General features: G+C 69.6%; 28 protein-coding genes, 1 tRNA gene and 1 pseudogene. 15 read left to right on the top strand and 15 right to left on the bottom strand.

Annotated features, from left to right (window positions below; genetic code table 11):
* Positions 1-431: 431 nt before the first annotated feature.
* Positions 432-1544: a LacI family DNA-binding transcriptional regulator gene (locus ABD235_RS22635; RefSeq protein WP_344177200.1), complete on the top strand. Its 1113-nt coding sequence runs from the start codon at positions 432-434 to the stop codon at positions 1542-1544.
* Here the strand turns inward: ABD235_RS22635 and ABD235_RS22640 are convergent.
* Positions 1537-2109, bottom strand: a complete 573-nt coding sequence (locus ABD235_RS22640; protein WP_344177203.1) for a transglutaminase-like domain-containing protein — start codon at positions 2107-2109, stop codon at positions 1537-1539. The genes ABD235_RS22635 and ABD235_RS22640 overlap by 8 nt on opposite strands.
* Before the next feature lie 103 nt (positions 2110-2212).
* On the opposite strand from ABD235_RS22640, the gene ABD235_RS22645 reads away from it, so the two are divergent.
* Both ABD235_RS22645 and ABD235_RS22650 read left to right on the top strand, forming a co-directional pair.
* Positions 2213-3160, top strand: coding sequence for an aldo/keto reductase (locus ABD235_RS22645; RefSeq protein ID WP_344177204.1), 948 nt, complete (start codon positions 2213-2215; stop codon positions 3158-3160).
* A 58-nt stretch (positions 3161-3218) separates the two neighbouring features.
* Positions 3219-3770, top strand: a complete 552-nt coding sequence (locus tag ABD235_RS22650) for a DUF4240 domain-containing protein (RefSeq protein ID WP_344177206.1) — start codon at positions 3219-3221, stop codon at positions 3768-3770.
* On the opposite strand, the gene ABD235_RS22655 is transcribed toward ABD235_RS22650, so the two are convergent.
* The 3 genes from ABD235_RS22655 to ABD235_RS22665 form a co-directional block, all read right to left on the bottom strand.
* The gene (locus ABD235_RS22655; protein WP_344177209.1) at positions 3767-4459 is read right to left on the bottom strand and encodes a hypothetical protein; all 693 of its coding nucleotides are present in this window, start codon (positions 4457-4459) and stop codon (positions 3767-3769) included. The two genes, ABD235_RS22650 and ABD235_RS22655, sit on opposite strands and share 4 nt — an antisense overlap.
* 155 nt (positions 4460-4614) lie before the next feature.
* Entirely contained in the window at positions 4615-5850 is a 1236-nt protein-coding gene (locus ABD235_RS22660) for an RNA polymerase sigma factor (protein WP_344177211.1), read from the bottom strand.
* Entirely contained in the window at positions 5847-6203 is a 357-nt protein-coding gene (locus tag ABD235_RS22665) for a YciI family protein (protein ID WP_344178714.1), read from the bottom strand. The genes ABD235_RS22660 and ABD235_RS22665 overlap by 4 nt, the downstream gene beginning before the upstream one ends.
* 176 nt (positions 6204-6379) lie before the next feature.
* Here ABD235_RS22665 and ABD235_RS22670 point away from each other — a divergent pair, with 176 nt between their 5' ends.
* Positions 6380-7786 (top strand): MFS transporter, encoded by a 1407-nt coding sequence (locus ABD235_RS22670; RefSeq protein WP_344177214.1) that lies wholly within the window; start codon positions 6380-6382, stop codon positions 7784-7786.
* On the opposite strand, the gene ABD235_RS22675 is transcribed toward ABD235_RS22670, so the two are convergent.
* From ABD235_RS22675 to ABD235_RS22685, 3 genes are all read right to left on the bottom strand, one after another.
* Complete coding sequence (locus ABD235_RS22675; protein WP_344177216.1) at positions 7737-8084, bottom strand: YciI family protein; 348 nt, start codon at positions 8082-8084, stop codon at positions 7737-7739. The genes ABD235_RS22670 and ABD235_RS22675 overlap by 50 nt on opposite strands.
* Before the next feature lie 76 nt (positions 8085-8160).
* Complete coding sequence (locus ABD235_RS22680) at positions 8161-8316, bottom strand: DUF6131 family protein (protein ID WP_344177219.1); 156 nt, start codon at positions 8314-8316, stop codon at positions 8161-8163.
* A 96-nt stretch (positions 8317-8412) separates the two neighbouring features.
* Complete coding sequence (locus ABD235_RS22685; RefSeq protein WP_344177221.1) at positions 8413-9186, bottom strand: enoyl-CoA hydratase/isomerase family protein; 774 nt, start codon at positions 9184-9186, stop codon at positions 8413-8415.
* Between the two features lie 236 nt (positions 9187-9422).
* On the opposite strand from ABD235_RS22685, the gene ABD235_RS22690 reads away from it, so the two are divergent.
* Positions 9423-10331 (top strand): SH3 domain-containing protein, encoded by a 909-nt coding sequence (locus ABD235_RS22690; RefSeq protein ID WP_344177223.1) that lies wholly within the window; start codon positions 9423-9425, stop codon positions 10329-10331.
* 66 nt (positions 10332-10397) lie between these two features.
* Here ABD235_RS22690 and ABD235_RS22695 read toward each other — a convergent pair whose 3' ends face one another.
* Both ABD235_RS22695 and sigJ read right to left on the bottom strand, forming a co-directional pair.
* Positions 10398-11666 carry an FAD-binding oxidoreductase gene (locus tag ABD235_RS22695; RefSeq protein ID WP_344177225.1) on the bottom strand — a complete coding sequence of 423 codons (1269 nt, stop codon included), beginning with the start codon at positions 11664-11666 and terminating at the stop codon, positions 10398-10400.
* Positions 11667-11738: 72 nt separating this feature from the next.
* Positions 11739-12605, bottom strand: a complete 867-nt coding sequence (gene sigJ / locus ABD235_RS22700) for an RNA polymerase sigma factor SigJ (RefSeq protein WP_344177226.1) — start codon at positions 12603-12605, stop codon at positions 11739-11741.
* Positions 12606-12677: 72 nt separating this feature from the next.
* On the opposite strand from sigJ, the gene ABD235_RS22705 reads away from it, so the two are divergent.
* On the top strand, positions 12678-13394 hold the full coding sequence (locus ABD235_RS22705; RefSeq protein WP_344177228.1) for a glycoside hydrolase family 16 protein: 717 nt from the start codon (positions 12678-12680) through the stop codon (positions 13392-13394).
* Here ABD235_RS22705 and ABD235_RS22710 read toward each other — a convergent pair.
* The gene (locus tag ABD235_RS22710; protein ID WP_344177231.1) at positions 13372-14193 is read right to left on the bottom strand and encodes a helix-turn-helix transcriptional regulator; all 822 of its coding nucleotides are present in this window, start codon (positions 14191-14193) and stop codon (positions 13372-13374) included. The two genes, ABD235_RS22705 and ABD235_RS22710, sit on opposite strands and share 23 nt — an antisense overlap.
* A 100-nt stretch (positions 14194-14293) precedes the next feature.
* Between ABD235_RS22710 and ABD235_RS22715 the strand changes: the two genes are divergently transcribed.
* The 4 genes from ABD235_RS22715 to ABD235_RS22730 all read left to right on the top strand — a co-directional run bounded on the left by ABD235_RS22715 (position 14294) and on the right by ABD235_RS22730 (position 18033).
* On the top strand, positions 14294-15178 hold the full coding sequence (locus ABD235_RS22715; RefSeq protein ID WP_344177233.1) for an SDR family NAD(P)-dependent oxidoreductase: 885 nt from the start codon (positions 14294-14296) through the stop codon (positions 15176-15178).
* Between the two features lie 138 nt (positions 15179-15316).
* On the top strand, positions 15317-16321 hold the full coding sequence (gene trpD, locus ABD235_RS22720; RefSeq protein ID WP_344177234.1) for an anthranilate phosphoribosyltransferase: 1005 nt from the start codon (positions 15317-15319) through the stop codon (positions 16319-16321).
* A gap of 4 nt (positions 16322-16325) precedes the next feature.
* The gene (locus tag ABD235_RS22725; protein ID WP_344177235.1) at positions 16326-17231 is read left to right on the top strand and encodes an RNA polymerase subunit sigma-70; all 906 of its coding nucleotides are present in this window, start codon (positions 16326-16328) and stop codon (positions 17229-17231) included.
* Between the two features lie 55 nt (positions 17232-17286).
* Entirely contained in the window at positions 17287-18033 is a 747-nt protein-coding gene (locus tag ABD235_RS22730) for a nuclear transport factor 2 family protein (protein WP_344177237.1), read from the top strand.
* A gap of 1 nt (position 18034) precedes the next feature.
* On the opposite strand, the gene ABD235_RS22735 is transcribed toward ABD235_RS22730, so the two are convergent.
* The gene (locus ABD235_RS22735) at positions 18035-18931 is read right to left on the bottom strand and encodes a LysR family transcriptional regulator (RefSeq protein WP_344177239.1); all 897 of its coding nucleotides are present in this window, start codon (positions 18929-18931) and stop codon (positions 18035-18037) included.
* Positions 18932-19040: 109 nt separating this feature from the next.
* Here ABD235_RS22735 and ABD235_RS22740 point away from each other — a divergent pair, with 109 nt between their 5' ends.
* Positions 19041-19463 (top strand): PPOX class F420-dependent oxidoreductase, encoded by a 423-nt coding sequence (locus tag ABD235_RS22740; protein WP_344177241.1) that lies wholly within the window; start codon positions 19041-19043, stop codon positions 19461-19463.
* Here the strand turns inward: ABD235_RS22740 and ABD235_RS22745 are convergent.
* Entirely contained in the window at positions 19438-20343 is a 906-nt protein-coding gene (locus ABD235_RS22745) for a GNAT family N-acetyltransferase (RefSeq protein ID WP_344177243.1), read from the bottom strand. The genes ABD235_RS22740 and ABD235_RS22745 overlap by 26 nt on opposite strands.
* Positions 20344-20500: 157 nt before the next feature.
* Here ABD235_RS22745 and ABD235_RS22750 point away from each other — a divergent pair, with 157 nt between their 5' ends.
* Both ABD235_RS22750 and ABD235_RS22755 read left to right on the top strand, forming a co-directional pair.
* The gene (locus ABD235_RS22750; protein WP_344177244.1) at positions 20501-20938 is read left to right on the top strand and encodes a hypothetical protein; all 438 of its coding nucleotides are present in this window, start codon (positions 20501-20503) and stop codon (positions 20936-20938) included.
* Positions 20939-20966: 28 nt separating this feature from the next.
* Positions 20967-21407, top strand: a complete 441-nt coding sequence (locus ABD235_RS22755; RefSeq protein WP_344177246.1) for a hypothetical protein — start codon at positions 20967-20969, stop codon at positions 21405-21407.
* A 9-nt stretch (positions 21408-21416) separates the two neighbouring features.
* Here ABD235_RS22755 and ABD235_RS22760 read toward each other — a convergent pair whose 3' ends face one another.
* Both ABD235_RS22760 and ABD235_RS22765 read right to left on the bottom strand, forming a co-directional pair.
* Positions 21417-21683, bottom strand: coding sequence for a hypothetical protein (locus tag ABD235_RS22760; protein ID WP_344177249.1), 267 nt, complete (start codon positions 21681-21683; stop codon positions 21417-21419).
* 158 nt (positions 21684-21841) lie between these two features.
* Positions 21842-21930, bottom strand: a tRNA-Ser gene (locus ABD235_RS22765).
* A gap of 120 nt (positions 21931-22050) precedes the next feature.
* On the opposite strand from ABD235_RS22765, the gene ABD235_RS22770 reads away from it, so the two are divergent.
* Entirely contained in the window at positions 22051-23268 is a 1218-nt protein-coding gene (locus tag ABD235_RS22770; RefSeq protein WP_344177251.1) for an MFS transporter, read from the top strand.
* A gap of 245 nt (positions 23269-23513) precedes the next feature.
* Positions 23514-24122: a gamma carbonic anhydrase family protein gene (locus ABD235_RS22775; RefSeq protein WP_344177253.1), complete on the top strand. Its 609-nt coding sequence runs from the start codon at positions 23514-23516 to the stop codon at positions 24120-24122.
* Positions 24123-24246: 124 nt separating this feature from the next.
* On the opposite strand, the pseudogene ABD235_RS22780 reads toward ABD235_RS22775, so the two are convergent.
* Positions 24247-24643: pseudogene (locus ABD235_RS22780) on the bottom strand (hypothetical protein); the annotation flags it as partial.

Genomic DNA, 24643 nt, shown 5'->3' on the forward strand with positions numbered 1-24643 from the left:
AAGGTTTCAAGAAGATTGCCCGACGCCGAGGGCGAGCGTCAAGAGCCAGAGCGAAGTCTGTGGAGAACCACAGGCGGACCCTGCGGACATCCACAGTCCGGCCAGGTACGCTTCGTGGGCTATCACGTTTCAAGCGGGGAGGTCGCGTGGCTCCACCCAGCGCACCAGGACGCGCCGGAGCGCCGGATCCTGCCTCCGACCGCGGAGGCAACGGATCGTCGTCCCCGCGCGGCGGCACATCCCCGCGAGCAGGCGGTACGCCGAGGAGCAGCGGCACCCCAGCGCCGCGCACTCCCCGGACGAGTGCACCGCGTTCCGCGGCGCCGCGAGCCGGAGCGCCACGTACCGGAGCGGCCGCGCCGAGGACCGGCGCGTCACCCTCGCGAGGCGGCGCGCCCGCGCCGCGAACGGGACGGACGTCCCGCGTCCCGGTGAAGCGCATCCCGGCGGCCGGCGTACCGGGTGAGGGCGCTACGCCTGCCGCTCGCGTGGCCGGACGCGGTCGTGGACGCGACGCGGCCGGCGTCAAGGACGTCGCCGCGGCGGCAGGAGTGTCGCTGGGGACTGTGTCCAATGTGCTGAACCGGCCGGAGATGGTCAGCCCGGCAACCCGGGCCAAGGTCGAGGCGGCGATGGAGTCGCTCGGCTTCGTCCGCAACGAGTCGGCCCGGCAACTGCGGGCGGGCAGCAGCCGGATCCTGGCGTACCTGATGCTCGACGCCGGGAACCCGTTCTTCACCGACGTCGCCAAGGGCGTGGAGGAGGCGGCCCGCGAGGCCGGCCTGTCGGTCTTCCTCTGCAACAGCAACGAGGACGCGGCGCGCGAGGCGGACTACCTGGATCTGCTCGAGCAGCAACGCGTCCAGGGCGTGCTGATCACGCCGATCGACCCGCACACGCCGCGGATCAGTACGCTGCCGATGCGCGGTACGCCGGTCGTGGTGGTCGACCGTTCACTCGACGAGGGCATGCACTGCTCGGTCGCAGTGGACGACGTACTCGGCGGCGAGGTCGCGCTGGGCCACCTGATCGAACTGGGTCATGAGCGGATCGCCTTCGTCGGCGGGCCGAACACGATCGGCCAGGTCACCGACCGGCTCGAGGGTGCACGGAACGCCTTGCAGGACGCGGGTTTGCCTGCGGAGAACCTGGTCGAGCTCACCACTGCCGCGCTGACCGTCGCGGAGGGCCGCGGCGCTGGGCAGCGCCTGGCCGGGCTTCCCGCGGATCGTCGGCCGACGGCTGCATTCTGCGCGAACGACCTGCTCGCGTTGGGGCTGTTGCAGCAGTGCGTCAGCCTTGGACTGCGCGTGCCGGAGGACCTGGCGATCGTCGGGTACGACGACATCGAGTTCGCCGCGGCGGCCGCCGTACCGCTGACTTCCGTACGGCAGCCGCGTCACCTGCTCGGCAAGACGGCCGCCGAGCTGCTGCTCGACGAGTCGTCGAACCCGGACCACGAGCACCAGCGGGTCACCTTCACGCCGGAGCTCGTCGTACGGACCTCTACGCGCGGGAAGACCGCCGGGCAGGGTCTCAGCTGAGATCGCCGGGCAGGCCGCCGTTCGCGACGAGGGCGATGACGTCGTCGGTCGAGCGGAGCGCTGCCACCAGGCCGGGATCGGGCGTGGCGAAGACGCCGGGCAGGTCGGCTTCGCCCTGGGACGGGTCCGGCGCGTAGGCGAGGCGCTCGTCGGACAGGGAGAACTCGGTGGTGACGCCGGGCTTGTCGCCGCGCGGATCCTGCCGGTACCAAGTGCCGTCGAGCTGTACGGCGGTCATGCCGTGCAGGAAGAAGCCGCCCTTGCCGTCGGCCAGGCGCTGGTAGCAGATGCCGGCCGGGACGCCCTCGGCGCGGAGCAGCGCGGTCAGGAGATGCGCCTTGCCGTGGCACAAGCCGGCGCCGTGGCCGAGCACCTCGGACGCGGCGACCGTCGGACGCCGGTCGCCGACGTCCATCGAGTGCTTCACCTCGTCGCGGGTGAACTCGAACGCGGCGCGCGCGAAGTCCGTCGTACCGGGATGGTCGCGGCGGAGCCGGGCCGCGGTCTCGGTGATGGCCGGGTGGGTCGCGTCGATCACTGCGTCGGAGGCCAGGAAGTCGTTCACAGCTTGGAGTCTGGCACGGCCTGTCCATGATGCGAAACCATTTGTCTCATCTGTCGAGCTACTGATTGACCTGGAGTGAACTCCAGATCAGATCGTGGAGGGCATGACTGAGCTGAAGATGGCCCTCGGAGCGATGCTGTTCGGGACGACGATCGACGAGCGGACGTCGTTCGCGCTGCTGGACCAGTACATCGACGCCGGCGGGCAGTGGATCGACACGGCCGACTGCTACGCGTTCTGGGTGGATCCGAGCGGCCACGGCGGGAAGAGCGAGGAGCTGCTCGGACGGTGGTTCGCGCAGCGTCCCGGCGTACGGGACAAGGTGAAGGTGGCCACGAAGGTCGGCTGCGAGCCGCTCTGGCCGGGCAGCTTCCCGGAGCACGCGGAGGGGTTGTCGGCCAAGGTCATCGACCAGGCGGTCGAGACGTCGCTGCAGCGGATGGGCATCGACCACGTCGACCTGTACCTGGCCCACCGCGACGACCTGCAGACCCCGCTGGAGGAGACCGTCGCCGCCTTCGGCAAGCACGCGGCCGCGGGCACGATCGGCCGCATCGGCCTGTCCAACTACGCGCTCTGGCGGGTCGAGCGCGCCCGGGGCATCGCCGAGCGCCTGGGGGTCACCGGGCCGACCGCGCTGCAGCTGCGCTACTCGTACCTGCAGCCGCGGCCCTTCGTGCGCAACAAGGCTCACGACCACCGCTTCGGCTGGATCACCGACGAGTTCCTCGACTACGCCCAGCAGAACCCGGAGCAGGAGCTGTTCGCGTACAGCCCGCTGATGTCCGGCAGCTACGAGCGCCCCGACCGCCCGTTCCAGGAGGCCTTCGACCACCCCGGCACCACCCGCCGCCTGGAGGCCCTCACCCAAGCCGCGGCCGACCTCGGCGTCACCCGCAGCGAGGTGGTCCTCGCCTGGCTCACCGGCGGCTCCCCCAGCGTCACACCGGTCGTCGGCGTCAGCACCCCGGCCCAGCTCACCCAGGCGCTGTCCGGCGTACAGCTGACCCTGCCCACCGACGTCCGCACGAAGCTGGACGAGGCCTGGTGAGCAGAAGGTTGGTCTCAGGGGCTCCTCCGGGAAGCCTGTTTCGTGCCACGCTTTGGGGGTGGACAGGGATGGGTTCTGGGGGCTGGTGGACGCGGCCCGGGAGCAGGTTGATGACACGGTCGTGGATCCGGACGGGGTCGCGGATGCGCTGATCAAGGAGCTCGGTGGGTTGTCGGCCGAGGAGATCGTCGGGTTCGGGGTGCAGTTCGAGCTGCTCCTGAGCCAGGCCTACCGGTGGGATCTGTGGGGTGCGGCGTACCTGCTGAACGGTGGGATGGGGGACGACTCGTTCGACCACTTCCGTGGGTGGCTGGTGGCGCAGGGGCGTGAGGTCTGGGAGGCCGCGCTGGCTGATCCGGACTCGTTGGCCGACGTGGTCGACGAGGACCTGGAGGACACCACCGAGCTGTTCGACGGGGAGGCGGTGCTCGCGGTCGGGGCCGAGGCCTACAGCGCGGTGGCCGGGTCGGAGAAGGCGTTCTGGGCCGCGGTCGACGCGGGGACGCCGGACTCGCCGGACGTGCCGGCGGGCGAGGAGTTCGACTTCGACGACAAGGGCGAGCTGGAGTCCCGCTTCCCGCGGCTGGCCGCGCTCTACCTGGAGGTTTAGGCCGGCTCGCCGCCGATGCGTTCGATGAAGTTGCGCAGCGAGCGGCGCCAGCCGGCCTGACCGGCGTCGGGGTCGGCGGCAGCGAGGCTGACCAGGTGCTGGGTCATCTCGAAGCCTGCGACGGCCTCCTGCAGGGCGGTGAGGGTTTCCTCGGACAAGGGCTCCCGGTCCGCCAGGACCTCATCGCCGCGGTCGGGCACCACCGGGTGCGTCGTCCAGCTGCCCAGCCCGGCGGGGACGAGCAGCTCGGGGACCAGCGACTCGTGGGACAGCGACGCGAGGTCGCGGTTCCCGTTGTCGATGCTGAAGATCGTGGTGCCGCGGCGCCGGACGTCCTCGACGCGTTCCAGCAGGGTGTCCGCCGGGTTGGCCTCGGAGACGATCAGCAGCGACTCACCTTTGCCGGAGTCGCGGAGGCGGTCCAGTCCGATCGCCAGGTGGGGCGGAGCGTCCGGCGGCGGAGCCCAGCGGACCAGCGAGGGCCTGACGTCCTCCACTCCGGCCCGGTGCAGCTCGTCGTCCAGGTGCGCGGTCAGGTGCCACGGCTCGTCCTCGGGCGGCCCGAACAGCATCAGCCCGCCCCTGCGCGTCGTGTAGCGCCGCAGCGAGTGGGCGAACGACGTGGTCCGGCTGCCCAGCTCGGTGCCGGTCAGCATCTCGCGCAGCAGTGACGCCTTGGTGAGGTCCACAAGCCCAACCTGACACATGACACCGACCACCGCGACCCCGCCGTACGGCGTGAGGCGGGTCACCCCGGCGTAACGGATCCGTGGCCCGGCCCAGTGGGCGGCACTTCGGACGGGGGTGTCGCCACGGTTCACCGGTGGCCGCAGGCGAACCGCCCCTAACTGATCCGCTCGGCCCGCTTCTGCAGGTAGTCGCGCTCGGGCATCGACGTCGTACGCCGGGCTGCCAGCAGGTAACTCGCCCGAGCGCCGTCCAGGTCGCCCGACATCTCCAGCAGGTGAGCCTTGACCGCCTCCAGCCGATGGTGGTCCTTCATCCGGCCGTCGGACTCCAGCGGCTCGAGCAACGCGAGCCCCTCCTTCGGCCCGACAGCCATGGCCACGGCGACCGCGTGGTTGAGCCGGACCATCGGGTTGTCCGAGATCTGCTCGAGCACCTGGTACAGCGCGACGATCTGCCGCCAGTCGGTGTCCTCGGCTCGCTCCGCGGTCCCGTGGACTGCGGCGATCGCCGCCTGCACCTGGTACGGCCCCAGCTGGGTCCGCGCCAGGGCGTCCGAGACCAGGTGCTCGCCCTCGACGATGGCCGGCTTGTTCCACTTCGACCGGTCCTGCTCCTCCAGCGGGATCAGTGAGCCGTCCGGAGCCGTGCGGGCCGGCCGGCGCGCGTCGGTGAGCAGCATGAGCGCCAGCAGACCGGCCACCTCCCCGTCGTCCGGCAGCAACCGCCGTACGCCGCGGACCAGCCGGATCGCTTCGGTGGTCAGCTCCGCGCTGTGCAGGTCGTCGCCGGACGACGCGGTGTAGCCCTCGTTGAAGATCAGGTACAGCACGTGCAGCACCGCGCCCATCCGCGCGTCCCGCTCGGCCTCCGGCGGCATCTCGAACGACGAGCCGGCCTGCTTGATGCTCCGCTTGGCCCGGCTGATCCGCTGCGCCATCGTTGCCTCAGGCACCAAAAACCCGGCCGCGATCTGCGCGGTGGTGAGACCACCGACGGCGCGCAGCGTCAGCGCGATCTGCGACGCCGGCGACAGCGACGGGTGGCAGCACAGGAAGAGCAGCGTCAACGTGTCGTCCCGGCCGCCCGGGTCGTCGATCTCCGGGCTCGGGGCAACGAACTCCTCCGGTGAGGCCATCGTGGCGGCGTTCTCCTCACGCCGCCGCCGGGCCGACTCGCTGCGCAGCAGGTCGGTCAGCCGGCGTGAGCCGACCCGGATCAGCCAGCCCCGCGGGTTGTCCGGCACACCCTCGCTCGGCCACTGCTGGGACGCGGCGAGCAGCGCCTCCTGGACCGCTTCCTCGGCCAGGTCGAAGTGCCCGTAGTGCCGCACCAGCGCACTCAGGACCTGTGGCGCCTGCTCCCGGAGCAGGAGCTCGAAGTCGTTGTTCACATCTCCAGCCCGGACGCGTCCATCACCGGCCGCACCTCCACCGCCACGTACTTGGCGTCCGGCATCCGCGCGGCGTAGTCGATCGCCTGGTCGATGTCCTCGCACTCCACCAGGTAGAAGCCCGCCAGGTGCTCCTTGGCCTCGGCGTACGGGCCGTCGGTGGTGCTGCGGGTGTTGTCGGCGTCCACGAAGACCGTCCGGGTCGTGATGGGGTCGGCAAGGCCGGCCGCGCTGACCAGCAGACCCTGCTCGGTCAGCTCACGGGACAGCTCCTGGTGCGACCGCGTGAGGTCCTCCCGCTGCTCGGCGGACAGGCCCGCCCAGCTGTCGGGGTTGGAGTAGATCAGCAGCATGTACTTCACGGTCACCATCCTGACGGTCGACGAGGTCCCTGTAACCCCTGACGCCCGGTACGTCGGAACAACACGTCCGGAATCGACACCGCGCAGATGTCGAGCGAGTGCCCAGCCGTGCCGACGTACCCCCGTGACAGCGCCCACCCAGGGCGCCCCGCCGTACGGAGGACCCCATGCCGAAACGCTGGCTCGCGCTGGCCCTGCTCTGCCTGACCGGCTTCATGATCATCCTGGACGCGTCGATCGTGCTGGTCGCCGTACCGTCGATCGAGCGGGAGCTGACCTTCTCGTCCGGTGGCGTCCAGTGGGTGCCCAGCGGCTACGCGCTGATGTTCGGCGGCCTGCTCCTGCTCGGCGGCCGGGTGTCCGACCTGCTGGGCCGACGGCGGGTGCTGATCGTCGGTCTGGCCGTCTTCGCCGGCTCTTCCCTGCTCTGCGGCTTCGCCTGGTCAGGTGACGCGCTGGTCCTGGCCCGCGGGCTGCAGGGGGTCGCGGCCGCCGTACTGGCTCCCAGTGCGCTCTCCATCGTGATGACGACGTTCCCGGACGGTCCGGACCGCAACAAGGCGCTGGGTATCTGGGGAGCGACCAGCGGCGTCGGCGGTACGGCGGGGTCGCTGATCGGCGGCCCGGTGACGGACGGACTCGGCTGGCAGTGGATCTTCTTCATCAACGTGCCGGTCTGCCTGCTGGTGATCGCGCTGGCACCGGTCCTGCTGCAGGACAGCCGTGGACCCGGCAAGCGAGGCTTCGACTTCACCGGAGCGGTCACCGTGACCGCTGCGCTCATCGTGCTCGTGTACGCCGTGATCGAGGCGCCGGAGTCCTCGGCTGGACGCACCACCCTGCTGGCCCTCGTCTCGGCGGCCCTGTTCGCCCTGTTCGTACTAGTGGAGAAGCGGTCGACAGCTCCCCTCGTACCGCTGCGGCTGTTCCGCTCGCGCGCACTGGTCGGCGGGAACCTGATCACGATCGCCTTCGGGCTCGGCGCGTTCGGCCTGAACTACGTCTACACGCAGTACGCCCAGCTCGCGCTCGGCATCTCTGCGATCCAGTACGGGCTCATGTCCTCGGTACTGGCCGCCGCCGCGGTCTGCGGCTCGATGGTCGGGCAGAACCTGGTCACCCGGATCGGCGCCCGCCCGGTCGCCACTGTGTCCCTGCTGCTGACCGGTGTAGGAGCTACGGCGATGAGCCGGCTGACGGTGGACTCCGGGTACTTCGAGCTGGCCTTCTGGGGCCTGACCATCTTCGGAGCCGGTCTGGGTGCCGGTACGGTCGCCGGGTCCATCTCCGCCCTGGCCGAGGTCGCCGGCGACGACGCCGGAGTCGCATCAGGCTTGCAGAACGCCAGCTTCCAGATCGGTGGAGCAGTCGGCATCGCCGTACTGTCTGCTGTCGCTACGGCGCACAGCAGGAGCGCCGGCCCGGCCGGACTGACTGCCGGCTACCGCGTCGCCTTCGCGGCCTGCTGGGCCTTCGTGGCCGTCGGACTGGTCGGCGCGGCCCTGTTGATGACCCGCAAGCCGGCTACGGAGCCGAGAGCACCGTCTCCCGCAGCTCAACCCGGTCCCCGATGATCGCGGCGACCTGTCCGGCGATCTCCTGAGCCCGCTCGTCGTCGGTGTCGATCATGAAGAACCCGGCGATCTGTTCCTTGGCCTCGCCGAACGGACCGTCGGTGATCACCCGGACGCCGTCGCGGACCTGCACGACCTTGCCGGAGCTGGGGAAGCTCAGCCCTTCGGAACTGACCAGCTCGCCGGACGCCGCCAGCGCGTGCTTGAGCTCGGTGAGGGACCGGATCGCCGCGACGTCCTCGGCGGAGCCGGTCCAGGTGTCGTCGGTGGTACCGAAGATGAGGACCAGGTACTTCATCTTCGAGATGCTAACGAACGAACGGGACCCCGCGAGCCCGAAGGCCCGCGGGGTCCCGTCGCTCAACTACCGCAACTCAGAACCAGTGTCGTCGTCCCCCGACGGCGCGACCGGTCGAGCCGAGGATGAACAGCACCGCTCCGACCACGAGCAGGATGATGCCGATGGTCCACAGGATGGAGACCTTCAGCAGAAATCCCAGCAGCAGCAGGATCAGTCCGAGGATGAGCATGTCTTCTCCTTAGTCGAGACGCCGCCCAGGCGGGGGTGGCGGCTCAACACTGGTGCCCCGAACAGCGCAGAGATCAAACGTCCAACGATCGTTTGATCAGTTCCAGCCGAACCGCGGCGTGCGCTTCTCGGTGAACGCCCGCACACCCTCGGTCAGTTCACCGCTCGAAATCGCCTCCTGGTACCGCTTGTACGCCGCCGGGTCGGCGTCCTCGCCCGCCAGCAGCGAGTTCACCGTTTCCTTGGCCGAGCGGATCGTCAGCTGCGACCGGGCGACCAGCTTCGCGGCGAACGCGTCGACCTCCACGTCCAGGTCGTCGGCGGCGACGACGCGATCGACCAGGCCCTTCAGCTCGGCCTGGCCGGCGGACAGCAGCTCGCCGCTGAACAGCAGGTACTTCGTGGTCGCCGGTCCGACCAGGTCGAGCAGCACCTTGATCGCGGCCGGCGGGTAGACGACGCCGATCCGGGCCGGCGTGACCCCGAACGTGCTGCCGTGGGCGGCGAACCGGAAGTCGCAGTTGACCGCGATCTCCAGCCCGCCGCCGATGCAGTGCCCGCGGATCACCGCCAGCGTCGGCTTCGGGAACTCCCGCAGCGCCGCCTGGGCGCGCAGGTTCGCGGCCCGGATCTCGGCCATCGGGTCGGTCGGGTCGGCCCCGGAGACCAGTTCGGAGATGTCCGCCCCGGCGGAGAACGTCGGACCGGCACCGGAGACCACCAGCACCTTGACGGCCGGGTCCACCGCGAGCGGCTCGAGCAGTCCGGGCAGCGCCTCCCACATCTGCTTCGTCAGGGCGTTGCGCTTGCCGACCCGGTCGATCACCAGCCGGGACACCTCACCGGTCACGATGCTGAAGCCCTGATCCATGACGCGCAGTGAAACAGAACCTACGGCGTGGCGCCGCCTGCAAGATCACACTCCGGCCAGCGTGCGTTCAGGCCGCGACACGTTCGTAATGCGTTAAAACTCGCCGGGAGTTGGGAGACCGGGGGGTATGTGTGCTTGACTCCTCCGGTCGATAACGTTTTGGTCTCGGCAGATTGGGAAATCCAGTGACTGAAGGACGGCATAGACAGGCGCGGCACCGTCAACCGCGCCCGAAGGTGATCCGCACCGGAATCGTGAAGGTCGCGGTCCCCGGCGCGGCGGTGGCGCTGATGGCCACCGGGTCGGCAGTCGCGTTCCCCGACCAGGCCCCGCAGGTCGACGCTCCGCTCGCAAGCTCTCCCCTGCAGCTTGCGCGTGAGGTCCAGACCAGCCGGGACGCCTACCGCCCCTCGCTCAACCTGAAGCCGAGCACCCCGCCGACGGCGAAGGCGAAGACCCCGCCGGCCGCGAAGCACCTGAAGAAGCAGGCGCCGATCCCGACGAAGTCGGTGAAGACCCGCGCCGCGGAGACCGTCAAGGCGCCGGAGATCACCGGCAGCAAGTTCACCACCACGGACCTGAACGTCTGGACCGCGCCCGAGCAGAAGGGCACCCTGCTGACCGTCCTGTCCAAGGGCAGCAAGGTCTCGGTCACCGGCGAGGTCCAGGGCATCTGGGCCCAGATCGTCCGCGACGGCGTCGCCCGCTGGGTCAAGGCGGAGTACCTGGCCGCGACCAAGCCGGTCGAAGAGGTCGCCGGCGGCGTCTCGTCCAAGGCCTGCGCTTCCGGGTCCGGTGTCGAGGACGGCCTGTCCGCCGACGCGATCCGGGTGCACCGCGCGGTCTGCGCGCTGTTCCCGTCGGTGTCGTCGTACGGCGGTGTCCGCTCCGGCGACGGTGGCGAGCACGGCACCGGTCGCGCGCTCGACATCATGGTGTCCGGCTCGACCGGCGACGAGATCGCGGCGTACGTGCGCTCGCACTACAAGGAGCTCGGCGTCAGCGAGGTCATCTGGGAGCAGCGGATCTGGACCGTGCAGCGCAGCAGCGAAGGCTGGCGTGGCATGGAGGACCGCGGTGGTACGACCGCCAACCACTACGACCACGTGCACGTCACCGTCTACGGCAACGAGGGCACGATCTAGCGACTCGGGGCCTCCACCGCCCTGCCGAAAGGGCCCGGACCTCGCGTCCGGGCCCTTTCGCCGTGTTCAGGGCCTGATGTTGTGGTTCAGGCGGAACAGGTTCTCCGGGTCGTAGCGCCGCTTGATCTCGCGCAGCCGGGCGTGGTCGTCCTTCGAGTACGCCGAGGAGGCGCGAGCCGGATCGGCGAGGAAGTTGACGAACGTCCGCCCGGTCGGCCGCAGGACCTCGGCCAGCTCGGGGACCTCCTGGTCGATGATCAGCGAGTACGGCGCCTGGCGGTGCGCGACCGGTCCCGCGCCGGGGCCGGGGTTGGCCATCGCGCCGGCCCAGTGCCGGATCTCGACAGTCGGGCCGTCGAGCGCCGCGAGCGCGTCGAGCAGGTCGTCGGGAAGCTCGTCGACCAGGTCGAGGTAGCGGGCCGGCGTACCGCCCATCGCGGTCTCGGCGAAGGGGGTTGTGCGCAGCTCGCCGTCGAGGATCGGTCCGGCCACCGCGTACAGGGGCTTGAGCAGGTGCTCGGCGAGCGCCGCGTCCCCGGCGTACAGGATCTTGAGGCCGATCACGCGACGGCCGTCGCGGGTGGTGAGTGTGATCGCGGAGCTCAGGTCGTTGGGGATCGTCGTGGTCCAGTCGCGGTACGCCTTCAGGGTCGCCGCGTCGGCGGCGAAGTAGAGGATGCCGGCGTAGACCTCGTTGACCGGGTAGAGGCGGAACTCGAGCGACGTGACGATGCCGAAGTTGCCGGTGCCGCCGCGGATCGCCCAGAACAGGTCCGGGTGCTCGTCCGCGGTCGCTGTGACGACTCGGCCGTCGGCGGTGACCACCTCGGCGCGGATCACGCTGTCGGCGGCGTACCCGAACTTGCGGCCGAGCCAGCCGACCCCGCCGCCCAGGGTGTAGCCGGTCACGCCGACGTCGCGTGACGAACCTGCGAGGCCGACGAGGCCGAACTCCTTGACCGCGTCGAGTACGGCGCCCCAGCGCACGCCGGGTCCGACCTTGGCGACCCGGCGCTCGGGGTCGATCAGCAGCGACGTCATCGCGGACGTCTTGAGCAGGATCCCGCCGTCGGCCGGAACCCGCGTGCCGTGCCCGGTCGCCTGGACGGCGATCGGTACGCCGTACTCACGCGCCGTCCGCACCGCCGCCTGCACGTCGCTGCGCGCGGACGCCTCGGCGACCACCAGCGGGCGCGAGTCGAACGTGGGCACCAGCGCGCGCCGCTGCTCGTCGTACTGCGCGTCGCCCGGCTGGTGGATCGCGCCGTTGAACCCGTTCCCGAGCAGTCCCGCCACCACATCGGCGCCGACTGCCTGAATCACCTGCACGCTCATCCCGCGCTCCGTTCTCCCTGGTCTCACAGGTAAGTCGAGCGAGGGAGCGCGAAATCGACACGGTCGGGAAAACTATTTCGGCAGCGCCCGCAGCCGGTCGGGATCGGCCAGGATGTTGATCTCGACGATGCGGCCGTCGCGGACCTCGACGGCCATCACGCCGAACAGCTCGCCGTTCAGCACGGTGATCACGCCAGGCGCACCGTTGACCGTCGCGACCTGCGTGTACGGCGCCATCCGCGCGAACAGCAGCGCCTGCTCGACGACCGCCTTTGCGCCCTGGACGAAGCGGGAGGCTGCGAGGGCGTCCACGGGGACGCGGCCGGCGTCGGCCCGCAGTACGACGTCCGGATCCAGTACGGCGAGCAGCGCCTCGAAGTCACCGGTCCGGGACGCGACGAGGAACGCGTCGATCGCCTCGCGCTGCCGGCTGACGTCGCCGTCGCCGGTCGGCGCCCCCTGGACCCGCCGCCGCGCCCGGCTGGCCAGCTGCCGGACGGCCGCCGAGCTCTTGTCCAGGATCAGCGCGATCTCGTCGAAGCTCACCGCGAACAGGTCGTGCAGCACGAACGCGATGCGCTCGGTCGGCGACAGCGCCTCCAGGACGACGAGCATGGCCAACCCGACTGCGTCGGCCTGCAGGACCTCCTCCTCGGGGTCCAGCCGGCTCACCACCGGGTCCGGCACCCAGGTATCCATCGGGTCCTCGCGCCGGGACTTGCGCGATCGCAGCAGGTCCAGACAGACGCGGGAGACCACCGTGGTGAGCCAGCCGGTTAGGTTGGCCACTTCGCTCACGTCCGACCGGCTCAACCGCAGCCAGGCCTCCTGCACCGCGTCCTCGGCCTCACTGACCGAGCCGAGCATCCGGTAAGCGACAGCACGCAGATGGCCGCGGTTGTGCTCGAACTGGCGCGCTAGGTCGTCCTGGTGATCCACCGCTCCATTCTCCTGCCGCACAGTCTCACTGGACCGTCCGTCACCCCGTGACCTGCGTGACAGCATGGGCTGATGCAGCTCGACACCAGCGTCTGGTCGCCGTACTACCTGCCGCACTGGAGCTCCCGGGCGGCCTCAGCGGCCAGCTACGAGCAGGACGGCTCCGACCTGCGGCTGTTCATCCCACCGGAGCAGGGCCTCTGGTGCGCTGACGACCATCAGCCGCCCCTCCGGGTGTCCGGCATCCAGTCCGGCAACTACTCCGGGCCGGTCGGCAGTACGGTCGGCCAGCAGCCGTTCCGGGAGGGCCAGCTGGTCCGCGAGGAACAGGAACCCTTCTGGGGTTGGACTCCTGCCGCTCCTGCCCGTATCGAGCTGCGGGCCCGGGCAGAGCTGTCGCAGCGGTCGATGGTGTCGCTCTGGATGGTCGGGCTGGAGGACCAGCCGGAACGCTGCGCGGAGATCTGCGTGATGGAAGTCTTCGGCAACGCGCTCGAACCAGGTTCGGCCGCGGTCGGCTGTGGCCTGCACAGCTTCCGGGACCCGTCGGTGCCCGAGGACTTCGCGACGGTCCGGCTACCGATCGACGTGGCCGAGTTCCACACGTACGCCGTCGAGTGGACCGCCGAGCAGGCCGAGTTCTTCGTCGACGGCCAGTCCGTACGCCGGTGCGCCGCACCGCCGGCCTACCCGATGCAGCTGATGCTGGCCGTGTTCGACTTCCCCGAGTGGTCGACCGGGTCCGACGACGACCTCGTGCCGAGCTTCACCGTGGACTACGTTCGCTGAGGTGAGCCAGGAGCTCCAGCTTCTCGTGGGACGGCGTACCGGGAAGAGCGTGGTACGTGATCAGCATCTGACCCTCGGTGCCGGGCAGAGCGAGCTTCTCGTACTGCAGATCGAGCTCGCCGACCTGCGGATGGTTCAGCTCGGTCAGGCCGCTCGTCTTGAGTCGGACGTCCTGCCGGGCCCACAGCGTCCTGAAACGGTCGCTGTGGACGCTCAGCTCACCGATCAGCTCCAGCAGGCGCGGGTCGTCGAGTGAGTCGGCGACAACCGAGCGCAGGTAGGCGACGGCCTTGGCCGCCATCCCCTCCCAGTCCCGGTAGAGCTCACGCAGCTCCGGCTCGAGGAACGCGGCTCGCAGCGTGTTGACCCCCGGTGCGAAGTAGGGGCTGATGGCAACGGCCAGGGGGTTGGCAGCGAGCGTTGTCAGGTACCTGCCCTGGACCAGCGCCGCAGTGGTCGGCCAACTGTCGATCAGGCTCAGTACGCCGGCGCTGACCTTCTCCGGCCTGGCCGCCCGGCGGCGGTTCGGCTTGGCCGGTTCGGCGAGGTTCTTCAGGTAGGACTCGGCATCGGTGTCCAGCTGGAGCGCTCTGGCCAGTGAGCCGACCACCTGGTCCGACGGGTGCTGGTCGCGTCCCTGCTCCAGGCGCAGGTAGTACTCGACACTGATGCCCGCCAGCAGAGCGACTTCCTCGCGGCGGAGGCCTGGTACGCGCCGACGGCTCCCACCGGGAAGCGCGACGTCCTCCGGCCGCAACCGCTCACGGCGTACCTTCAGGTACTCGCCGAGATTGCTCATGGGACCAGAGTAGGTTGCCGTGCTCCGCTCATCCTGTCCCTGCGGATACCAGTGTCAGCAGGGCCTTCTCCGGTCCCTGAGCGCGGCACACCCTCGGAGCATGAACAACTTCGGATTCACCACGACCGCCGACGAGGTCCTGGCCGGCGTGGACCTCACCGGCCGGCGCGCACTGGTCACCGGCGCCACCTCCGGCGTCGGAGTCGAGACCGCGCGGGTCCTGGCCGCCCACGGAGCTGCTGTCGTGCTCGGCGTACGGAACGTCGACGCCGGCCGGCGGATCGCTGCCGGGCTCGACGGTGACGTCACCGTCGGCCGGCTCGACCTGTCCGAGCTGGACTCGATTCGCTCGTTCGCTGCTTCCTGGGACGGCCCGCTGGACATCCTGATCAACAACGCCGGCATCATGGCGACGCCGGAGCTCACCCGGACCGCACAAGGCCACGAGCTGCAGTTCGCGGTGAACTACCTGGGTCACTTCGCCCTCACCACCGGACTGCACTCGGCACTGGCTCGGTCCGGGCGGTCCCGCGTCGTTTCACTCAGCTCCAACGCGCACCTGTTCGCGCCGTTCAGCTTCGACGACTACGACTACCTGTTCCGGCCGTACCAACCGATCGGAGCGTACGGCGAGTCGAAGACCGCCACTGTGCTGCTGGCTGTGGAGGCGGACCGGCGCTGGGCCGCCGACGGGATCCGCGCCAACGCCGTACACCCCGGTGCCATCGCCACCAACCTGCAGCAGCACACCGGTGGCCTCCAGACACCGGTGGAGCGCCGCAAGTCTGTCCCGCAAGGTGCTGCGACCTCTGTGTTCGCCGCTGTGGCCGAAGTCGGCGGGAAGTACTTCGAGGACTGCGGCGAGGCCGTGGTGCTTGATGAGCGACCGGCACTCTTCGGTGGCGGTGTAGCGCCGTTCGCCCTCGACCCCGCGAACGCCGGCCGCCTGTGGGAGCTGGGCGAGCGGCTGGTTGCTACAGTCTGAGCATGTCCGCGCGCCTGAGCAGCTGGTGGCCCGTCTCCTAGACGGCCCCTTCTGCTGCGCGCTCACCGGCCGTCTCGTTCGAGGCGGCCGTTCGTGTTTCTCCTCGTCGGGACGACCCCGCACCCACCGAGGAACCCCATGGCACTCACTGCCCGACGGACCTGGTCCGGCCTGATCACGGACCTGCTCACCGGCCACGACCTGACGCCGGACGACGCTGCCTGGGCCATGGACGGTGTGGTGGCCGGTACGGCGACCTCCGCACAGGTCGCGGGGTTCCTGGTCGCGCTGCGCGCCAAGGGCGAGACACCGGCGGAGATCGCCGGGCTGGCCACGGTGCTGCGCTCGTCGGCTTCCCCTGTGCTGGTCCCCGGCCCGCTGATCGACATCGTCGGCACCGGGGGCGACAGGTCCGGCGCGGTCAACATCTCGACGATGGCCTCGATCGTGGTCGCCGCCACCGGAGCGACCGTGGTCAAGCACGGCGGTCGGGCCGCCTCGTCGACCACTGGCGGCTCGGCCGACCTGGTGGAGGCGCTGGGAGTCCCGCTCGGCCTGCCTCCTGCCGAGTCGGTTCGGGCGGCCGGGATCGCCTTCCTGCACGCGCCGCTCTACAACCCGGCGCTGCAGCGCGTGGGCGCCGTACGACGTGAGCTGGCCGTGCCGACCGCGTTCAACGTGCTCGGGCCGCTGATCAACCCGGCCGACCCGAAGCACGGCCTGGTGGGCGTTTCCGACGAGCGGATGCTGCCGGTGGTCGCGTCGGTCCTGGCGGAGCGGGACTGCTCGGCGCTGGTGGTGCGGGGCTCGGACGGGCTCGACAAGCTGACCACTACCGGGCCGTCGCGGGTGCTGACCGTCCGGGACGGCGCGGTGAGGTCTGAGGTCTTCGATCCGCGGTCGGTCGGGTTGCAGCTCTCGCGGCCGGAGGACCTCCGCTCACCCGATCCGGTGGCCGTCGTACGGCGGCTGCTGGCCGGCGAGCGTGGCGCCGTACGGGACGTCGTACTGCTCAATGCGGCGGCTGCGCTCAGCACTTTGCCTGACCGGGCCTCGCTGGAGACCTGTCTGGAGCAGTGTGCTGCGGCGATCGACTCCGGAGCCGCTGCGGCCACCCTGGACCTCTGGATCGGCTTAGCCTGACCTGGTGGATGAGAATGTGTTCGGTCAGCTCGTCGGCCCATTGCGCGGCGAGCTGCACGCACACTGCTACCGCATGCTCGGTTCGGACCACGACGCTGAAGACGTGGTTCAGGAGACGCTGCTGCGCGCCTGGAACGCGATCGACCGGTTCGAGGACCGCGGTGGGGTCCGGCCCTGGCTCTACACGATCGCCACCAACCGGTGCCTGACGCTGATCGAGCGGAGAGGGCGGCGGGACGTGCCTGCTGGTGACGCGGTGCTCGAGGCTCTGCCGGAGCACCGGCTGGCGTGGACCGCGTCGCTGGACCCGTCGGAGCGTGTGGTGGCGCTGGAGAGTGTGGAGCTGGCCTTCGTCGCGTCGCTGCAGCGGCTGTCTCCGCTGCAGCGGGCAGTGCTGCTGCTGCGCGACGTACTGGCCTTCGCAGCTCGGGAGGTGGCTCAGCTGCTCGACACCACGGTCGCTTCGGTCAACAGTGCGCTGCAGCGGGCGCGTCAGGTCGTTGGCCACGGACCGACGCAGCAGGAGGTGCTGGCGGCGCTTGGCGAGGACGGCCAGCGTGAGGTGATCCAGCGGTACATGGCGGCCTGGGAGGCGCGGGACGTCGACGCGATCGTGGCGATGCTGACCGAGGACGCGAAGTACTCGATGCCGCCGCTGCCGGAGTTCTTCGTCGGCCGGGACGGAATCCGCGGGTTCCTGGTGGACGGGCCGCTGTCGGAGGAGTGGCGGTTCCTGCCGGCGCGGGCGAACGGGCAGCTGGCGTTCGCGACGTACCGGCTGGTCGGCGGGCGGTTCGTGCCGAGCGGGCTGGACGTGGTCACGCTGCGCGGCTCCGCGATTGCCGAGGTGGTGTCGTTCCTGGAGGCCGATTTCCCGGAGTACGGGCTGCCGGTCGAGCTCGAGCGATGAGTTTCGGGTCCGCGCGGGGTTCCAGTGGTGACAACCCTTCGCGAGAGGACCCGAGATGGACGAGATCCGTGAACTGATCGAGCGCTGGGTCGCGGCGGTGCACGCCGGCGACCTGGCGACCGTGCTGGCCGACCACGCCGACGACATCGTGATGTTCGACGTGCCGCCGCCGTACGAGGGAGTGCGCGGGCTGGCGGCGTACGAGAAGACCTGGCCCGGCTTCTTCGAGTGGCAAGCGTCGGGCGCGTCGTTCGAACTCACGTCACTGGACATCACGGAGGGCACCGACGTCGCGTTCGCCGTCGCGCTGCTGAAGTGCGGGATGCCCGACGAGACCCTCGAACGTCGCCTGCGCCTGACCATCGGCTTGCGCAAGCTCGACGGCCGCTGGACGATCACCCACGAGCACCACTCCTTCCCGCACGACGACCTCCCGTCCACCACCGGCGAGTCCGCTGTCCGCACGATCCTGGACAGCTGGACCGCCAAGACCACCGCCCGCGACCTGGACGGTCTGATGGCCGACCTCGCTCCCGACGTCGTTTCGTACGAACACGCAGGACCTTTGGAGTACGTCGGCCGCGAGGCCGTGCGTGAGGTCTGCGCCGCGGGCCTCGAAACCCCCGCGGTCTTCACGACCCCCGACCAAACGATCGTTGCCCGCGACAACCTGGCGGTTGCCTGGGGCATCGATCATGTCGCGGTCGAAGGCACCGAGACCAGATCGAGAGCCACCCGGGTGTTCCGGCACACCGACGACGGCTGGCGACTGATCCACCAGCACCTCTCGTTCCCGCAATGACCTACTGAGGTGACTGCTGGGCCAGGTCATTGGCGGCATCGACGGCGATGGCGATGGCTCGGGTTGCCAGAGGTGACTGAGTGCGCGCCGGCCAGTGGAGGTGCATCTCACGCGTGGGCGATGGCTCGAGCGGGTGAAGGGTGAGCCGGTCGTCGGAGGCGGCGCCGGTGCTGTGCAGGGCCAGCCAAGGGAGGACGGCGGAGCCGATGCCGGCGCGGACCATCGACAGGATGGTCTCGTGGCCGGCGGTTCGGAAGACGATGCGGGGACGGGCGCCATGGCCGGCGAGGGTTCGCTCCAGCCAGCGTTGGTGATAGGTCGGCGGCCAGGCGACCATCGGGGCGTCGTCGAGCAGCTTCACCCGGACGGGACCAGCGGGGAAAGTGCCGGCGGCGGCCACCAGCAGGTAAGGCTCGTCGAGCAGCTTGACGTGCTCGACGTCGCCTTCGACCCGGCCGTCGTGGAACAGCAGGTCGAGATCTCCGATCTTCGGATCCTCCGGCTGCACCTCGTACAGCCTGATGTCGCAGCCCGGATGCTCGTCGAGCAGCTGCCGTACGACGGCCGGCAGGATCAGGTTGGACACGCTCTGGAACGTGCCGATGTCGATCCGGCCGCTGCCCGCGCGGAAGCGGTCGACGGCGTCGGCCAGCGACTCCGACTTCGCCAGCACCTCGCGGCCGTGGGCCAGAACCACCTCGCCGAGCGGCGTGAGCCGTACCGCCCTGGGGCCTCCGGGGCGCTCGAAGACGGCGCCGCCGAGGGCACGTTCCAGCGCGGCGATCTGCTGGCTCACCGACGACTGGGTGTAGCCCAGCCGCGCGGCCGCTCGCCCGAACGTTCCTTCCTCGGCGACAGCGGCCAGCGCTCTCAGGTGCCGCAGTTCGATGTCGACCATGCTCCAGAGTATCGGTGATCGCGATCGACTCCATCGGAAACCATCGCTTTTCTCGATACGTCGGGCCGCCTAGCGTCGTACCGACAACCCGTACGAGAGGAACCTGCCGATGGCCACCATGACCGACACCGAATGGCGATCGTTCGTCACCGCGGGCACCAGGCTTGCCCACGTAGCGCTCACCCGCGCCGACGGGCGCCCCCATGTCACCCCGGTCTGTTTCGTGCTCGACGGCGACGAGCTCGCCTTCGCGCTGTCGCCGGGGAGCGTCAAAGGCAAGAGCCTCGCACGCGATCAGCGCGTCGCCGCCTGTATCAGCGACGAGCAGCAGCCGTACGGCTTCGTGACGATCGAGGGACTGGCCCGGATCTCGGCCGAGCCGGACCAGATCGCCGCCGTCGCCGAAGGCATCGCCGGCCGCTACTACCCGTCGCAGCCCGCGGAGGCCATCGCCGAATCCTTCGTCCAGGAAGGCTTCACGGCGGTGCGCATCGGCATCTCCAACGTCATCGCGTACTCCGGTCTGGGGTGATCAGGGGCAGCGGCGCGCGCAGGGTGATGCTGGTGATCCCGTAGGTGAAGCCGAGGTGCTCGTTGAGGCGGCGCATCGCGTCGTTGCCGCGTTGCGTCCACGTGTAGATCTCGGTGATCCCGTTCTCCGCGGCCCACGCCATGCTGGTGCGCTTGAGCGTCGCGGCGACCGACTTGCCGCGCCACTCCCGGCGTACGGCGGTGTACGCCACCTCCGCGCGCTCCGGCCGGTCGGAGTCGAGCATCAGCCCCGCCACGCCGATCACCTGGTCACCGGCGACCGCCACGAACATCGCGGCCGGCTCGTTGATCCACTCCGTCGCCCAGTCCGCCGCCGAGACCTTCAGCGGGACCGGCAGATCCATGTCCGGGAACGTCGGCAGCGCGACCTGGTGGTACGCCGCCGTCCACAGTTCGGGGCGCTCGGCAACCGAAACCACCTCGTACGCCGTCGACTGCGCCGGCCGCGGCTCGTCGCCGATCGGCCGCACCTGCTCGACCTGGCGATCCGTCTCCACGAACCCGAACCGCTCGGCGAACAGCCGAGACTCCTCGTCGTCGACGCTGCCCCGCGCACTGTCGTAGCCCTGGGCAACGGCATGGTCGGCGAGAGCCCGCAGCAACTCGGTCCCCACGCCGCGTCGGCGGAACTCCGGGCGAACCCGCGCCGTCAGCCCCGCCCGCTCGCCGTCGCCGGTCCGGTCGCCGAGCCCGCTGCCGACCACCTCGCCGTCGATCTCCGCGAGCAGCAACAGCCGGCCGGGCCGATCGAGGCCGCGCATCTCGGCCACGGTCGGGCACCGCTCGTACGGCATGGTCGCGATCCGCACCGCGCGCCAGTCCTCGTAGTCGGCGTCGGTGATCGCCGTCCGGATCTTCATGCCCTCAGCTTGCCCGAGTCCTCGCCGAACTGCTCCCGGTTTTTCGGCCGGTACGGGCGCGGTACGGGCAGCGAGGCGACGGGGCCGGCTCGTAACGTCGCGGACGTTCAGCGGGCATCCTGATCGGGGGCTGCCCTCGTTTCATGAGAGGTACACAGTGAAGAAGCTGACCCGCGCCGCCTTGGCGGCTCTGTCCTTCGCCCTGGTGACGTCCGTCGGGCTCGTCGCCACGACGGAGCGAAGCGAAGCGGTGACCTATCTGGTGCAGGGTACGAACTACAAGTTCAGGGACAGCGTTTCCGCGCTCAAGACGTTCACCGGGAACGGCGGCGTGATCAAGGTGTCCTACAACGCTTCGTGCGAGTACGGCGCACTGTCCGCGGGCGGCTACTGGGACGTGCGGCTGCAGAAGCAGACCACCAGCGGCGGCTGGGGAGATGTGGACCAGACACGGGACGTCGGCTGCACCACGTTCAACACAGTCGGAACGCTGTCCTTCGGCTCCGTTGCCCGCGGCACCTACCGGCTGCGCTTCAACAAGGTCAGCAAGAGCGGCATGGTGACGATCCACAGCTTCGGCGCGTACCGCGCGTGACCACTGCCGACAATTTGAGGAGCTAGACATGAAGAACCTCCTGAGATCGTTCCTCGTGATCCCGGCGCTCATGGTGGTCCTGTTGGCCGGGCTGGTAGGGAACGCCTCACCGGCCGCGGCATCGTCGGTCTACCTGGCAACGAACGACGGCGTGACGTACAGCTTCACGAAGAGCGTCCACAGCCCCGCGTTCAGCAACTCCCGGTGGGGCTATCTGAAGATCCACCTGCAGCGGTCGTGCTCGAGCACGGACGGGTCGTTCATCGTCCGGCTGCAGAAGCGCGTGGGGACGAACTGGGTCGTGCAAAGCGTCAGCGAGCGCATCTGGTGCACCACCAGCCGCGGCTACGTCACCCAGACCTGGTCGTACGAACCGTCGGGGTCGTACCGCATCCAGTTTTATGCCCTGAACGGAACCAATACGAAGCGCATCCACTACTGGGGCGTCTACCGCTCGGACAACCCGTAACCTCGGCGGTCACTCCACGGGTCTTTGCCGTTCGGCGCCGGTGTCGAAGAACGTGTCCAGGTATTCAGTGGGTTCGAGCGCACTGGTCCGCATCAACGAGAACACTTCGGCACCGTCGCCTGGAGCGTCGAAGAGCTGGTAGGACTGCGCCATGCCGAGGTACGAGTCGGGCGACTCCACGACAGAGCCGGCGTACTCGAGCGCCTCGGCCTCGGCTCGCTCGATCGCGTCCTCCGCCGACGCGGCACGCCACAGAGTGATGCGCTCCTCGTACACGGGAGTCGTTCGGTCCGGTGGCCAACCCCTGGCGAAGACGCATCGGACGGCGAACCAGCATTCGTCCCTGTCGCTGCTCACGCCGACGATCCTCGCACCCTGCGACCGGCAGCCACCATCCTGAGCCGGTCCTAGAGCGCATCACCGGCTCTCACAGGCGGAGGGTGTGGGATTCGAACCCACGATGACGGTCACCCGCCATACCGGTTTTCAAGACCAGCGCACTCGGCCACTATGCGAACCCTCCAGGCAGGTTCGCAGTACGGACCCGCCGAGGGTCGAGGATAGCGGGTGCCGATGGATTAAAGCCGTGGAGGGCGGCGGGGTGGGTTGTTAGGCTCGGCGGCCGAGATCGGAGTGCCTCCTCATGCCTACAGCCACGTCCCTCGGCCTGCCCAACGTCCGCGGTCGCGTCCCGCTCCTCGCTGGACTGGCGATCGACTCGTTCGGCGGCGGCTGCGCCGGCCCCTTGATGTTGCTGTTCTTCGTCCGGGTGGCCGACATCCCGCTCGGTACGGCGGGAGTGCTGCTCACCGTGGCGACGCTGTTCTCGGTCGCCGCCCCCGCCGCGGTCGGGCTGGTGATCGACCGGGTCGGGCCGCGGAACCTCGTGATCGCCGCGCAGGTTGCGCAGGGTCTGGCCTTCGTCGGCTTCTTCTTCGGGCGGTCGACGTGGCTGCTTGTCGTCTGCGCGCTGGTGAGCACGACCGGCCAGCGGATGTTCTGGTCGTCCATCTTCAGCCTGCTCGCGGACGTCTCCGATCCGGGCGAGCGCGACCGCTGGTTCGGCCTGGGCGGGATGATGCAGTCCGCCGGCTTCGGGCTCGGGGCTCTGCTGGCCGGCGCGCTGCTGACCTTCGACGGGGACGCGCCGTTCCTTTTCGCGATGGCGTTCAACGCGCTGAGCTTCTTCACCGCCGGCGTACTGATGCTGTGGATCCACCCGGACCACACCGCTCGCGCGGTGGAGGACACCGGCCCGGCGCCGCAGCTGCGCAAGGACAAGCTGTTCCTGATGCTCATCGGTGCGAACACCGTGCTCGCGCTGTGCACGATGATGATCGGCGTCGGGCTGCCGGTCTACGTCACCGAGGCTCTGCCCGCGCCGAAGTGGCTGGTCGGCGTACTGCTGGCTGCGATCTCGGTGGTGCTGGCTACTGGACAGACGCTGGTGGTGCGGCACACGGAGAAGCACCGGAAGATGCGGGTGATGATCCTGGCCGGGCTGCTCTGGGCGGTCTGGGGACTGCTGATGGCTGCGCTGCTTCACATCCCGGCCGGCCTGGTGGTGCCGGGGCTGATCCTGGCGACGGTGTTCTTCGCTGCGGGTGACGTGCTGCATGCGGCGACGGGGAACGCGCTGGCAGCGGCCGTGTCTCCCGAGCGTGGCCGCGGGAAGTACCTGTCGTACTGGCAGTACTCCTTCACCTTCGCCAGCGTGCTGGTCCCGGTCTTCTTCGCTCAGCTCTTCGTCCGCGGTCATGCGGTGCCGTGGCTGGCGATCGCCGGGCTGGCGCTGGGCGTTTCCGGCGTGCTGTTCGTGCTCGATCGCACCTTCCCGCAGTTGGCGGTACGGCGTACCTGATCGCATGCCGTTGAGGTGTCAGCTTTTCTTGCGCTGCTTCGAACAGGTGTTCTAATGTTTTCCATACAGCGCGCGGTACCTCTTTCCAACCCAGACCTTCGTTCGAGCGGCCGAACCTCCCACCATCGATGTGGACGGCCGGTACGGCGATGGCCGCCCGGGGATGTGAGGACCCCGGGCGTTGGAGAGCTTTCGACGGTGCAGGCTGAGACGGGAAGGTGGTGGACGACGAGAGGAGACAGTTCATGCTGCTCGAACATCGCGGCCGGAGACCGGTCGTACCGGAGTCGGCGTACGTCGCGCCGTCGGCGGTCCTGTGCGGTGCAGTCGTGCTCGGAGAAGGCTGCCGGGTGCTGCACGGCGCGGTACTGACCGCGGAGAACGGCGAGGTCCGGCTCGGGACGAACTGTGTGGTGATGGAGAACGCCCTGGTCCGCGGCCGGGCCGACCATCCCGCGCTGCTCGGCGACGCGGTGCTGGTCGGACCGCACAGCCACGTGAACGGCGCCACGGTCGAGGACGAGGTCTTCCTCGCCACGGGCGCCGCGTTGTTCCCCGGTTCGGTGGCAGGCGCCGGATCCGAACTCCGGATCAACAGCGTGCTCCACGTCAACTCACGCCTCGCACCGGGAACGGTGCTGCCGATCGGCTGGATCGCCGCCGGAGACCCCGCCGAACTCTTCTCCCCCGACCGCCACGAGGAACTCTGGGCAATCCAGGAACCCCTGGACTTCCCCGGCACCGTGTACGGCGTACCGCGTGGCACGTCGATGCGGGACATCATGGCCCGCCAGTCCGAGTACTACGGCTCCCACCAGGAGGATCGATTGATCGAGGACCCTCGAAGCAACTAGCTACACACGGCGTCTCGACGCGCCTGCCGGTACTTCACCTGCCGTTCGCTCAGTCCCTGATGAGGACGTGAGATCCCCTTCCAGGCCTTGAGTGATGTCGGTCGGTTGCCCGGGCTGAAGATCGTCAGGCGGACCAACGGGCGCGTAGTACGCCGTCGGGATCTGGCAGGACTCCCAGCAGGACTGGGTTGTACGCGTCTCCGGTCATGGGGTGGACGGCTGCCGCGATGGCGTCATCGGGGAACTCCTTGGTCTCCTCGGACACGAACACGCTCTGGATGTCGCCTGCTTGGTTCTCCCAGACGTACTCGGCCAGACCATCGATTGTTGCGCGGACGGCCTCGACGTCGGGCGAGAGGTCGGGCCAAACGCTGAGGATTGCGCGGGGTGCCAGCTTTGCGGGCGGTGCGAGGTCTGCGCGGGGTGCGAGGTCTGCGCGGGGTGCGAGGTCTGCGCGGGGTGCGAGGTCTGCGCGGGGTGCGAGGTCTGCGCGGGGTGCGAGGTCTGCGCGGGGTGCGAGG

The sequence above is a fragment of the Kribbella lupini genome, from assembly GCF_039529595.1.
Classification (GTDB): domain Bacteria; phylum Actinomycetota; class Actinomycetes; order Propionibacteriales; family Kribbellaceae; genus Kribbella; species Kribbella lupini.